This window comes from Frankia sp. AgKG'84/4 (assembly GCF_023242965.2).
Taxonomy (GTDB): Bacteria; Actinomycetota; Actinomycetes; order Frankiales; family Frankiaceae; genus Frankia.
The window spans coordinates 1-12,630 of record NZ_JALKFU020000101.1; the positions used below are offsets into that span (position 1 = coordinate 1).

11 protein-coding genes and 1 pseudogene are annotated in these 12,630 nt (G+C 73.9%); 9 read left to right on the forward strand and 3 right to left on the reverse strand.

From position 1 onward, the window contains the following. Positions 1 to 32 precede the first annotated feature (32 nt). Both MXD58_RS09295 and MXD58_RS09300 read right to left on the reverse strand, forming a co-directional pair. Positions 33 to 536, reverse strand: a complete 504-nt coding sequence (locus tag MXD58_RS09295; protein WP_248841039.1) for an ABC transporter permease — start codon at positions 534 to 536, stop codon at positions 33 to 35. After that, a complete protein-coding gene (locus MXD58_RS09300) occupies positions 533 to 2,128 on the reverse strand; it encodes a sugar ABC transporter ATP-binding protein (protein ID WP_248841038.1) in 1,596 nt (531 codons plus the stop codon). The genes MXD58_RS09295 and MXD58_RS09300 overlap by 4 nt, the downstream gene beginning before the upstream one ends. A 229-nt stretch (positions 2,129 to 2,357) precedes the next feature. Here MXD58_RS09300 and MXD58_RS09305 point away from each other — a divergent pair, with 229 nt between their 5' ends. From MXD58_RS09305 to MXD58_RS09345, 9 genes and pseudogenes are all read left to right on the forward strand, one after another. Beyond that, positions 2,358 to 3,425, forward strand: coding sequence for a Rieske 2Fe-2S domain-containing protein (locus MXD58_RS09305; RefSeq protein WP_248841037.1), 1,068 nt, complete (start codon positions 2,358 to 2,360; stop codon positions 3,423 to 3,425). A gap of 73 nt (positions 3,426 to 3,498) precedes the next feature. Next, positions 3,499 to 4,449: a PDR/VanB family oxidoreductase gene (locus MXD58_RS09310; RefSeq protein WP_248841040.1), complete on the forward strand. Its 951-nt coding sequence runs from the start codon at positions 3,499 to 3,501 to the stop codon at positions 4,447 to 4,449. A gap of 17 nt (positions 4,450 to 4,466) precedes the next feature. Beyond that, on the forward strand, positions 4,467 to 5,678 hold the full coding sequence (locus tag MXD58_RS09315) for a cytochrome P450 (protein WP_248841036.1): 1,212 nt from the start codon (positions 4,467 to 4,469) through the stop codon (positions 5,676 to 5,678). Positions 5,679 to 5,716: 38 nt separating this feature from the next. Continuing rightward, on the forward strand, positions 5,717 to 6,850 hold the full coding sequence (locus MXD58_RS09320; protein ID WP_248841035.1) for a 3-hydroxyacyl-CoA dehydrogenase family protein: 1,134 nt from the start codon (positions 5,717 to 5,719) through the stop codon (positions 6,848 to 6,850). Positions 6,851 to 6,872: 22 nt separating this feature from the next. Next, entirely contained in the window at positions 6,873 to 7,433 is a 561-nt protein-coding gene (locus MXD58_RS09325) for a nuclear transport factor 2 family protein (protein WP_248841034.1), read from the forward strand. Then, positions 7,430 to 8,194, forward strand: coding sequence for an enoyl-CoA hydratase/isomerase family protein (locus MXD58_RS09330; RefSeq protein ID WP_248841033.1), 765 nt, complete (start codon positions 7,430 to 7,432; stop codon positions 8,192 to 8,194). Before MXD58_RS09325 ends, MXD58_RS09330 begins: the two co-directional genes overlap by 4 nt. Next, positions 8,191 to 8,925, forward strand: coding sequence for an alpha/beta fold hydrolase (locus tag MXD58_RS09335; protein WP_248841032.1), 735 nt, complete (start codon positions 8,191 to 8,193; stop codon positions 8,923 to 8,925). Before MXD58_RS09330 ends, MXD58_RS09335 begins: the two co-directional genes overlap by 4 nt. 71 nt (positions 8,926 to 8,996) lie before the next feature. After that, positions 8,997 to 9,515, forward strand: coding sequence for a cupin domain-containing protein (locus tag MXD58_RS30665; RefSeq protein ID WP_250609200.1), 519 nt, complete (start codon positions 8,997 to 8,999; stop codon positions 9,513 to 9,515). After that, positions 9,512 to 10,560, forward strand: a pseudogene (locus tag MXD58_RS09345) (LLM class flavin-dependent oxidoreductase). Before MXD58_RS30665 ends, MXD58_RS09345 begins: the two are co-directional and overlap by 4 nt. Before the next feature lie 54 nt (positions 10,561 to 10,614). On the opposite strand, the gene MXD58_RS09350 reads toward MXD58_RS09345, so the two are convergent. After that, on the reverse strand, positions 10,615 to 12,630 hold a 2,016-nt coding region (locus MXD58_RS09350; RefSeq protein ID WP_250609201.1), incomplete at its 5' end, for a LamG-like jellyroll fold domain-containing protein.

Sequence of the window (12,630 nt, forward strand, 5' to 3'; positions counted from 1 at the left end):
GTCTCGGAGCGACACACCCGCACCCCGGACGATCAACCAGCCGCTCCCGATCTACACCACGCAGTGGGACTCACCCTGGGATCGACGCCGAGCAGCACGATGATCACGGCGTTCAGTGCCCCCGCGGCCACGCCCAGCGCCAGCCCGAACGCGGCCGCCGCCGCGATGGGCCAGCCATGGGTGACGTACATGACCGAGGTCGCCGTCCCGCTCAGGCCCATGATCGAGGCCACCGAGAAGTCGAACTCGCCGACCGAGAAAACGCAGACCAGCGCCATGCACAGGAAGATCAGCTCGCCGTGGCTGCCGAAGATGATCTGGAAGGTGCCTCTGGTCAGGAACAGGCCGGGGGAGGCGATGGCGAACGCCAGGACCATTACGGCCCAGACGATGACCACCGCCCCGCGCCGGTTCAGCTCCGCCAGCCGGGCCCGGTTCCACCAGGACGTCGCCGGTGTCGGCGGCGTCGCCGGTCCCGGCGGGCGGGCGATGTCGTCGGTGCGGGTGTGGCCGGTCTCGCCGGTCGTGGTGCTCACGAGTGTTCCTCCAGCGCCCCGATGCGGTTGCCGACGGCGTCGATGACGTCCGCGGCGGTGAAAGGTGCGGTCAGCTCCGCCGAGCGGCGCCCCGCGTCGAGCACGACGACCCGGTCGCAGACGCTCGCGAGGTCCTCCTCGTCGATGGAGACGACGACGACTGCCGCGCCCGCCGCCGCGGCCCGGCGGATGTTGCGCAGGATGTCGCGGCGGGCGCCGACGTCAACGGCCTGCGTGGGCTCGTGCAGCACCAGCACCCGGGGCCGCCCGACCATCCATTTGCCGACCAGGAACTTCTGCTGGTTCCCGCCGCTGAACGCGCCCATCGGCAGGTCCGCCCGCGCCGGCGTGATCCCGAAGTCCGCGATGACGCGGCGCGCCTCGTCCTCCTGCCAGCCTTTCGCCAGCCAGTACCCGCTGTTGCGGCTCCGGATCCTCGGCAGCGAGAGGTTGTCCGACGCGCTGAGGCCGAGGGCGAGTCCGGCGGTGGTGCGGCCCTGGGGCACGAGTGCCACGCCGAGGTCGATCAGCGCCCGGGCGTTCGCGGCGGCGAGGTCGACCCGGCGCCCGCCGCAGGCGATGCCGCCGCGGCCGGGCCGGGCACCGGCCAGCAGGTAGGGCAGTTCCTCGTGGCCGGACTCCGTCGCGCCGGTCACCCCGAGGACCTCACCGGCCCGCAGCGCCAGGTCGACGCCGCGCAGGCGCCGTCCGGTCAGCCCGGTGGCGGTCAGAACTATGTCGGTGGGCGCCGACGGCACCTCCTCGCGCAGCGGATGCGTCTGCGCCTCGACGCCGAGCATCAGCCGGGTCAGCTCGCGCACGCTCGTCGCCGCGGTAGGCAGCGCCGAGGCCACGATCTGGCCGTCGCGCAGCACGGTGACGGCGTCGGAGAGCGCCATGACCTCGTCGAGGCGGTGGCTGACCAGCAGGATCGCCGTGCCCTGCGCGGCGAGGTCGCGAACCGTCGCGTAGAAGCCCGCCAGCACCGCGGGTGGCAGCGACTGAGTGGACTCGTCGAAGACGATGACCCCGTCACCCCCGCGCAGGCTCTGCACCGCGCGGGCGATCGCCACGATCGAGCGCTGCGCCGCGCTGAGGCCGCCGACGGGCGCGTCGACGTCGAGGGAGGAGCCCAGCCGGTCGAGGGTGCGCCGCGCCGCCGCCCGCTCCGTGCGCATGTCGATGCGACGGCTGAAACGCCCCCGGTTGAACCGGCCGATCCGAATGTTGTCCACGACCGAGGCGCTGTCGACGAGGCCCAGATCCTGATGCACGAAGGCGATGCCGAGCTCGTCGAGCTGATGGGCGGTCAGCGGAAAGGAATACTCCTTCCCGGCCCGTGCCAAGGTGGCACCGGAATCCGGCCGGTGGAAACCGGAGAGAATTTTGACGACCGTCGACTTTCCGGAGCCGTTCTGGCCGATCAGCGCGTGAATGTCGCCCGGCATCAGGTCGAGATGCGCGTCGCGCAAGACGGTTGTCCGGCGGAAGGTCTTCGTCAGGCCCGTGATGCGCACGCCGTCGAATCCCGATGCTGCTAACGGCGGGCGGGGCACCGCGACGGGCGGGGAGTCGTCGGTGATGTGGCTCACAGGCCGGAGATTAGGCCGGTTGTCCCGTTCCCCGCCAGCGCAATTTCGGGATGCCAGCTATTCACCCAGGCGATGTCCGGAACGCCCCCTACGGATTCACCGGAGAGATCTTCCGCTATTCGGAAGGATGCCGCCGCGGCCACCGGCGGACACGGCACGCTGGCGCCATCCTCCCGCCATCCTCCCGCCATCCTCCCGGCGTCCCCCGCCGCCCGCGAAGGAGCATCCCATGACCTCGATCGTCCGCGATCAGTGGTACGTGGCCGCGTACGGCCACGAGATTGCGCCGCGCGACGGCGGCGGCGGTACCGCGTTCGGCCGGACGATCTGCGGCGAGCCGATCTCGTTCTGGCGGACCAGCGGTGGTGAGGTGACCGCGATGAGCGACCGTTGCGTGCACCGGCGCTTCCCGCTCTCGCAGGCGCCGTCGCGGCTCGTGGCGGACACCGTCGTCTGTGGATATCACGGGTTCACCTACGGCGCGGACGGTGTCTGCGTCGCCGTCCCGGGGCAGACCCGCGTTCCGCGCTCGGCGCGGCTGCGGCGCTACCCGGTCGTCGAGCTGGACGGTTTCGTCTGGGTCTTCATCGGTGATCCCGACCGGGCCGACGCGGGCAGTGTGCCGCGCGCGCCCTGGCTGGCGTTGGAGGGCTGGACGACCGTGTGCGGGATGGAGCCGCTCGCCGCGCGGGCCAGCCTGCTCGTCGACAACCTGCTAGACCTGTCGCACGAGACCTACCTGCACGGCGGCTACATCGGCACCCCCGAGGTCGCCGAGACGCCCATCACCGTCGACGTCGACGAACAGGCCGGGACGCTGCGCGTCTCCCGGCATATGGCGGACGCCGGCTGCCCGCCGTTCTACGCCCGCAGCACCGGCATCACCGAGCGGATCACCCGCTGGCAGGACATCGAGTTCACCCCGCCGTGCCTCTACCGGCTGCACTCCCGGGTCGCCCCGGTCGGAGTCGAGCCGAACGCCGACGGTAGCGACCCCGACGGCTTCCACGTCAAGGTGGTCTACGCGATCACCCCCGAGACCGAGACGTCGACCCACGACTTCTGGGCCGTCGCCCGCGACTTCGCCCTCGACGACACCTCGGTCTCGGACTACCTGCGTGAGAGTAACCGCACCGTGGTCCGCCAGGACGTCACCGCCCTCGACGTGCTCGAACGGGTCCTCGCCAGCGAACCCGACGGCTACCAGGAGCTCTCGATCGACATCGACACCGGCAGCCTCGCCGCCCGCCGCCTGATCGCCAGGCTCGCCGATGCACCCATCGACTCGGATCGATGAGCGGGATGGATCGATGAGCGGGATGGATCGATGAGCGGGATGGATCGATGAGCGGGATGGACCAGTGAGCGGGATGAACCAGGAGGCGGACCTGCGCCTGACGGTGCACCGGCGGTGGGCCGGCGCCGACGGCGTCGTCCTCCTCGACCTGCGCGACCCCGCCGGCGCCGAGCTGCCGCGCTGGTCGCCCGGCGCCCACGTCGACCTGATGCTGCCCGGTGGGTTGACCAGGCAGTACTCGCTGTGCGGAGAGCCGGCGCAGCGCCACGCCTGGCGGCTCGGGGTGCTGCGGGAGCCCGCGGGCCGGGGCGGCTCGGCGTACGTCCACGACCACCTGCCGCAGGGTGCGACCGTCGAGGTCCGGGGGCCGCGCAACCATTTCGCGCTCGTGCCCGCGGCCCGCTACCTGTTTCTCGCCGGCGGCATCGGGATCACCCCGATCCTGGCGATGACGAGCGCGGCGGCACGCGCGGGCGCCGACTGGGAGCTGCACTATGGCGGACGTAGCCGGGCGTCGATGGCGTTCCTCGACGAGCTCGGGGCCGCCGGCGACCGGATCAGCCTGTACCCGCAGGACGAGGTCGGCCTGATCGACCTCGACCGCCTCCTCGCCACCCCCCGGCCGGACACCGCGGTCTACTGCTGCGGGCCCGAGCCGCTGCTCGCCGCCGTCGAGCGGCGCTGCGCCGGCTGGCCGCCGGGATCGCTGCACGTCGAGCGGTTCACCCCCCGCGACGTCGGCCCGCCGGTGCGGACCGGGTCGTTCGAGGTGACGCTGGCGGCCTCCGGGCGCACCCTCACCGTCCCGCCGGACCGGTCGATCCTCGACGTCGTCGAGGCCGCCGGGGTGAGCGTGCTGTCCTCGTGCCAGGAGGGCACCTGCGGCACCTGCGAGACGGCCGTGCTCGCCGGCGAGGTCGACCACCGCGACAGCCTGCTGACCCCGGACGAACGGGCGGCCAACGACACCATCTTCCTCTGCGTGTCCCGGGCCGCGTGCCCTCGGCTCGTCCTCGACCTCTGAACCGCCGGGAGCCCCCCATGACGACACCCACCGACCTGCCCGCGACGCTGCCGTCCTTACCAGACGACCCGTTCGACGCGGGTGTGCTCACCGACCCGTACCCGTTCCACCGACGGTTGCGCGACGCCGGCCCGCTCGCCCTGCTGCCCCGCCACAACCTGCACGCGATGGGCCGCTTCGACGAAGTAAAGGCGGCGCTGGGGGACTGGGCGACGTTCGTGTCCGGCCGCGGCGCCGGGCTCGCCGATTTCGCCCGGGACAAGCCGTGGCGCCCCCCCAGCCTGCTGCTGGAAGCGGATCCGCCGGCGCACACCGCGGTGCGCTCGGCGATGAACGGCGTCCTCGCGCCGCGCGAGATCCGGGCACTGCGCGCGGGCTTCACGCAGGTCGCGGAGGAGATCGCCCAGCACCTCGTCGAACGCGGCGCCTTCGACGCGGTGCGCGACCTCGCCGAGGTCTACCCGCTGCGCGTCTTCCCCGACGCGGTCGGGCTGCCCGCGACCGGCCGGGAGAACCTCCTGCCGTACGGCTCGCTCGCGTTCAACGCGTTCGGCCCGGACAACGAGCTGCGCCGCGCCGCGCTCGCCAGCGCCGCACCCGTCCAGGACTGGATCCTCGCCAGCTGCCAGCGCGACGCCCTGGCCCCCGGCGGTTTCGGCGCCCGGATCTGGGCGGCGGCCGACCGCGGCGACATCACCCACGAACAAGCGCCAATGCTGGTGCGCTCGCTGCTCAGCGCCGGCGTGGACACCACCGTCCACGGCCTCGCGAACACGATGTACGCCCTCGCATCGCACCCGGGGCAGTGGGAGCTGCTCCACGAGCAGCCGCGCCTGGCCGCGTTCGCCTTCGACGAGGCGCTGCGCTGGGAGTCACCGGTGCAGACCTTCTTCCGCACCACCGCCCGCGACGCGCCGGTGGCCGGGGCGGTCATCCCGGCGGGCTCGAAGGTCCTGCTGTTCCTGGGCTCGGCGAACCGCGACCCGCGGCGCTGGGGCGCCGACGCCGACCAGTTCGACGTGCGCCGCCGCGCCGCCGGGCATGTCGCCTTCGGGATGGGTATCCACCAGTGCGTCGGTCAGCCGCTGGCCCGGCTGGAGGCCGAGCTCGTCCTGGCCGCGCTTGCCCGCCGGGTCCGGCGGGTCGAGCTCGCCGGGACACCGGTGCCGAGGCTCAACAACACGCTCAAGGGCTGGGCTAGCGTCCCCGTCCGCGTCGAACCCGCCTGAGCAACCCGGGCCCGCGGCTGACGAGAGTAGGAGATCGCATGGTGGAGACGCTGACGGCCAGCACCCGGCTGCTGGCCGGGCTGCTGCGCGACGCGGTCGAGCTGGCCGAGCGGCGGGTCGCGACGACCGCCGACATCGACGTCGCGATGCGCCTGGGCGCGGGCCATCCCCGCGGCCCGTTCGAGGTCCTGGCCGCGCTACCCGAGGACGAGCGGGCCGAACTGGGTCTGCCGGGCGCCGCGGGCAGCTCCGCCCTCGTGCCGCTGCCTGACGTCGTGGGTCCGCGCGGCCCTGCCGCCCCGGCGCGGGACACCGAGACCGGGACGGCACGCTGGACCGGCCCGGTGGGGATCGTCGGCACCGGTCACATGGCCGGCGGGATCGTGGAGGCTGTCGCCCGCAGTGGCCGGTCGGTGCGCGTCCTGGGCCGCGGCGCCGCCAGCGTCGCCGGTCTGCTCGGCCGGGTCGGTGCCAGCCTCGACCGGGCGGTCACCCGCGGGCGCCTACCGGCCGCCGAGCGGTCCGAGATCCTCGCCCGGGTCACGACGACCCTCGATCCGGCGGTCCTCGCCGGCGTCGACGTCGTCATCGAGGCGGTCGCCGAGGACCTCGCCGTCAAGGCCGGGGTCTTCCGGGACCTGGACGCCGCCCTGCCCGGCGGGCTGGCACTGGCGACCAACACCTCGTCCCTGCGGCTGTCCGACCTGCGCCCACACGTCGGCGCGGGCCGCCCGCTACTGGCGCTGCACTTCTTCAACCCGGCGCAGGTCATGAAGCTCGTCGAGGTCGTCGCACCGGGCCGCCCGGCGCTGGCCACGGCGGCCCAGCACTGGGTCCGCGAGCTCGGCAAGACACCGGTGGCCTGCGCGGACACCCGAGGGTTCGTCGTCAACCGGCTGTTGATCCCCTACCTCAACGACGCCGTGCGCTGGCACGAGGCCGGCACCCCCGCGGCCGAGATCGACGAGATCATGATGGTCGGCGCCGGCCATCCGATGGGACCCCTCGCGCTCGTCGACCTCATCGGCCTCGACGTGACGATGGCCGCTCTGGAGGCGATGGCCGCCGTCTCGGCGGACCCGCGTCTGCGCCCGGCCCCGCTGCTGCGCCGGCTGGTGGCCGCCGGTCGCCTCGGCCGCAAGACCGGACACGGCCTGTACGACCATGGCTGAGCCGACCATGGCTGAGCCGACCATGGCTGAGCAGAATGGAGCCGCCCCCACCATGGAACTCGTCGATCCCGCTACGGCGGACGATCCGACCGCGGCCTGGACCGCACTGATCACCTGCTACTACGACGGGTGCGGCGCCGGCGACGTCGACCTGATGTTGACCACCCTGCACCCGGACGTCGTCCACTGGTTCCTCGCACCGAACGTGGGGTCGGCGGCCGTCGCCGGCGGGGAGCACCTGGCCCGCTACTGGCGCAAGGTCACCGGCCGGATCCAGGCCCGCTGGGTCGTCGACACGATCTGCGCCACGCCGGCGCAGGCCGTCATCGAATGGACGATGTGGTGGGTGCCGCAGCCCGGCGCCGAGCGGGTCGCCACCCGCGGCGCCGAGTGGTTCACCTGCGCCGACGGCCTGATCCGCGAAATCCGCTCGTACTACCAGATGCTGCCGCGCGACACCGGCCTCGACGGCTTCCCCTACGCCGAACGCGGCTACTCGATGCCCGGCCGCGAGCACAGCGCCATCCACCCCGCAGGTGCCATCCACCCCGCAGGTGCCAGCCACCCCGAAGCTACGGCGTGAGCGCCGTCGAGACCCGCCGCGACGGCCCGGTCGTCACCGTCACGCTGGCCCGCCCGGACAAGCTCAACGCCCTGGACCGGCCCACCCGCTGGGAACTCGTCGACGCGCTGCGCGCCCTGGGCGCCGACCGCACCGTGCGCGCGGTGGTGCTCACCGGGCGCGGCCGGGCCTTCTGCGTCGGCCAGGACCTCGCGGCCACCGAGGAGCTCGTGCACGCCGACGAAACGGTCGCCGGTTCCTACAATCCGATCGTCCAGGCGATCGTGTCCCTGCCCCAGCCGGTGATCGCCGCGGTCAACGGCCCGGCCGTCGGCGCCGGGCTGGGCCTGGCGCTCGCCTGCGACCTGCGGCTCGCGGCGGACACGGCGATGTTCGCCTGCGCGTTCGCGAAGGTGGGCCTGGTACCGGACACGGCGGCCTCCTGGTACCTGGTCCGCGAGCTCGGCTATGCCCGCGCGTTCGCGCTTGCCACCACCGGCCGGCCCCTGTCGGCGGAGCAGGCCCACGACCTCGGCCTGCTCAACGAGGTCGTCCCGGCCGCCGACCTCGCCGCCCACGCCCACGAGCTGGCCCGCTCGCTCGCCGCGGGACCGGCGTGGGCGCTGGAGCTGACCAAACGCCAGTTCCGCGCCGTCGGGCAGCTGTCGTTCGAGGCGGCCCTCGCCCTGGAGGCCCGCCACCAGGGCGAGGCCGCCGCCCACCCCGACCACGCCGAGGGCCGGGCCGCGTTCGCCGCGAAGCGCCCGCCGAGATGGGCGTGAGAGACGTGCGCGTCGGGGAGGCGGACGGGCGGCCCGGGGTCGTTCTGGTGCACGGGCTGTGGAACGGGGCCTGGACCTGGGACGACGTCCGCGGTGGGCTGGCCGGGCGGGGCGTGGACAGCGTCGCGGTCGAGTTGCCGTTGACCGAGCTGGCCGCCGACGTCCGCGCCACGCGGGACGCGTTGACGGCGTTCGGCCGCCCGGCGGTGCTGGTCGGTCACTCCTACGGCGGGGCGGTGATCACGGCGGCCGGCGCGCATCCGCTCGTGCGCCACCTTCTCTACGTCGCGGCCTTCCAGCTCGACGCCGGCGAGTCGGTGAGCCGCCTGCTGCCCGGCCACGACTTCCCGGCGACCCGGCTGCCCGAGGCGATGCGCGTCAGCGAGGACGCCGTGGACCTGGACCGGGAGCTCGGTCCGCACCTGCTCTACTCGGACGCCGAGGCGCCGGTCGCGGCGGCGGCCGCCGCCCGGCTGCGCCCGGTGGGGCGCCTGCTCTTCCGCGGCGTACCCGAGCACATCGCCTGGCACCAGCACGCCTCGACCTACGTGATCTGCGCCGACGACCAGGTCGTGCACCCGGACCTGCAACGCGCCATGGCCCGCCGAGCCACCCACTGCCTCGTATGGCCCGGGGGCCACAGCCCGGCCCTCACCCGACCCGACGCACTCGCCGATCTGATCGCCGGCGTGGTCCGAGGCCTGCCGCCGGGCCAGCGTGCTGCCGGGTGATCCGGTGTGTTGGGCGTTACCTTTGTCCAGGCGAAGTGGGGCAGGGGAGGCGGGCTGTGGCGGTGCGGCGGGTGGTCACGGGGCACGACGGGCGGGGGCGGGCGGTCTTCGTCTCGGACGAGGAGGTCGAGCCGACCGCCGTGCCGCTCTCGGACACGACCCATCACGAGCTGTGGCGGGCGGACACGGCGCCGACGTTTCCCGACGCGGGGGAGAACGGCGCGAAGTCCACGTTCTTCCCGGCGGCCGGTGGCTACCGGTTCTTCATCCTCACGCTGCCGCCGGGCGACGGGCACCGCTCGCTCGCCGGCGTCGACATCGCCGCGGCCGTGCGCGAGATGGACGAGAAACTGCCCGGCGTGCGGGACTGGGCCGATGCCCGGGACCCCGGCATGCACCGCACCGACACGGTGGACATGGAGATCGTCCTGTCCGGCGAGATCACCCTCGAGCTCGACGACGGCGTGGAGACGGTGCTGCGTACCGGCGACGTCAACATCCAGAACGGCACCCGGCACCGGTGGCTCAACCGGGGCACCGAGCCGGCGGTGCTGCTCTGCGCGATGATCGGCGCGTCCCGCACACCATGAGCACCGGATCCGCCAGCTACGGCCCGGGCCGCCGCGCGGCGCTGTCCTGCGCCCTGCCACCGAGCCGTGACCTGCCCCGCTACGCGCGGATCGCGGAGGAGCTGGGCTACGAACGGCTCTGGGTCTACGACTCGCCGGCGCTCTACGGCGACCTGTGGCTCGCGCTCGGGCGGGCGGCGGAGGCCACCAGCCGGATCGGGCTGGCCAGCGGGGTCGCGGTGCCGAGCCTGCGGCATGTGATGGTGACGGCGTCGGCGATCGCGTCCGTCGCGGAGCTCGCCCGGGCCGGCTGCGCGCCGCGTTCGGCACCGGGTTCACCGCCCGCCAGGCGCTGGGCCGCCCGGCGATGCGCTGGGCCGAGCTGGAGATCTACGTGTCCCAGCTGCGGGGCCTGCTCGCCGGCGAGACCGTCGAGGTCGAGGGCCGGGCCGCCGAGCTGATCGCCTCGCCGGGCTTCGGAGCGCCCCGGCCGATCGATGTGCCGCTGCTGGTCGCGCCGATCGGGCCGAAGGGCTTCGCGGTCGCCCGGCGGATCGCCGACGGCGTGGTCGTCGTCGCCGAACCGACCGAGCCGCTCGACGAACGCTGGTCAACCTGCGCCCAGCTCGTCACCGGCATCGTCCTCGCCCCGGGGGAGGACCACACGTCGACCAGGGTTCGCGACGCGCTGGGACCGGCGTATGTGACGGGCCAGCACGCGCTGTGGGCGTGGGAGCCGGCCGCCGTCGAGACCCGCCCCGGCGGCGCCGCGTGGCGCGAACGTGTCGAGGCCGAGCGACCCGCGGGCGAACGTCACCTCGCGGTGCACGAGGGCCACCTGGTCACGGTGATCGAACGGGACCGTCCGCTGCTCGACGCGGCCGGCCCGGGGCTGCTGGAAACGGGCTGGACCGCCGACGCGCGCGGCTTCGCCGAGCGGCTGGAGCGCGCCGGCGCCGCCGGCGTGACCGAGGTCATCGTCTCGCCGGCGGGCCCGCGGGTCGAGGACGAGCTCGAGGCGTTCGCGCGGGCGGCCCCGATCCCGACCGCGGGGCCGACACCCTGAGGAGGGTGCGGACGTCGACGATCGCTGCCCTGGCGGCGAACATCGCCGGGGGGCTCACGGAGTCTGCCAGGTGGTCTTCTCCAGGGCGAGGTTGTTGGCGTCGATGACGTCGGTCGCGGTGGTGCCGGAGCCGTCGCGTAGGGGCCAGTAGGCGCCGAGGCCGTGAGGGATGAGTTCGGCGAGGCGTGGGCGCAGGTCCTGGGCGATGGTCGCGTGGAGGTCCTCGGCTGGGCGCGGGCCCTTCCACACGCGGATCTCGCGCAGGTAGCCGGTGAAGTGGTCGGTGCCGGAGCGGCCGACCTCATAGACGTCGAAACCGGGGTAGGTGGCGCTGAAGTGGCTGCGGGCGACCTCCTGGCCGTCGACATAGAGGATGGTCGGGCCGCTGTAGGGCTGGGTCACCGCGAGGTGGGTCCAGGTTCCGATCGTGATCGGCCCTGGGGCGGTCATGACCTGCAACCGTGGGTTCGACGGCACCCCGCTGTCCCAGGTGTAGCAGGTCATGCCGAAGGCGGCGTGGCCCTCGCGCAGGAACAGTAGAAGCGAGGGGCCGTCGGCGAGGTACGGGCTGCCCTCGGCCTGGGCGACGCGCAGGATCGGCCGGTCCCCGGTCAGTCCGTCGACGCGGACCTCGGCCTCGAGGGTGAAGCCGTCGTTCATCAGGTTGTACAGGGTGTTCACGCCCACGTCGGGGCGGCGGTGGTCGCGGGTCCGGTAGCGCACCGAGCCCCAGCCGTCGCCGGAGAGCTTGAGGTACGGCGCTGCGCCCGTGACGGGGCCGGTGAGCTCGGTCCACGGTCCGGGCAGGAGGTCGCCGCGGGCGTTCTCCGCGCGGACACGCACCCGAAGATCCGTTTCGGGCGTGGTCGCCGGTGCCGGCGGGAGGAGTGTCACCGAGGTCCCCGGCGTGACGAGCCTCGCCGGGGACGGTCCGGTGCCGTGCAGCTCCAGCCGGTACAGGTCCGCGTCGGCCACCGGCTCCCAGGCCGTCGTGATCGAGTCGCCGGACCGGGTGACCCCGGTCAGGGGCGGCGGACCGCCGAGGCGGGTGATCCGGGCGTACTCGCTCCACGGCTCCCGCTGGGACTCGGCGGCGGTCCCGGCCGGGTCGCCGTCGCCGCTGGGCTCGCCCGGTGGGTTCTCCCGCGGTGGCTCGTCCCAGCGGTTGGCCCGCAGTCGCAGGCTGTACTCGCCGGCTGGCCAGACGTCGGTGCCGTCCGGGGGCGGGAACTCCAGGGCGAAGGTGTCGCCCGTGGCCTCGGTGGCGATCACGATCGCGCCGTCCGGGCCGGTCAGTTCCACCTCGTACGACGGGCCCTGCGGGTCGGCGGGCCGCCAGTTCGCCGTCAGCCGGCCGCCGTCGTACCCGAGGTAGGTCAGCGACGCCGGGGTGTGCGGAGACCGGCGGACGCGGATGGTCTCCGACGGCGGGCCGAACGAGCGGCCCACCCGGGCCTGGACGCACACCGCGTACGTCGTCCCGACGGTGAGGTCGGTCAGGGGGCCGGCGCCCGGTTCGGTCGCCGCGGGGACGTCGTAGGTCAGCGGTGGCTGGTCCTCGGTGTTGGTGTCGGTGAGGGTGAGCCGGTAGCCGTCGACCTCGGCGCTGACCGGCGTCCACCAGATCCGTACGCCGCTGGGCAGGTCGTTGGCGAAGGCGTAGCCGACGCCGGGCAGGAAACGCACCGTCAGCCAGGCCGCCGCGAGCGGGTCGAAGGTCCCGGGGTCGCTCCACGGGCCGGCGCAGACCTCGCTGCGCGCGCGCATCCGCGCGCCGACCCGCGCGCCGTCGGCGAACGTGGCGCCCAGGTGGGCGGTGGGCGGCCAGTCGTCGTCGGGGCCGGGGAGCTGGTCGACGTAGCCGTCGACCCATTCCGGCCAGGGCTGGCCGTCGCCGTCGACGAGCGCCGCGTCGTAGTCGGTGGCACCGGCGACCGGCGTGCCGACCACGACGACGGCCGAGCGGTCCAGGCGCACCTCGCTGATCGCCGGGACCTCGAGGGTGGGCAGCGTGAGGTCGCGCGGCTCGCCCCAGACCAGCTGGACGTCGGCCTCCATGGCCGCGACCTG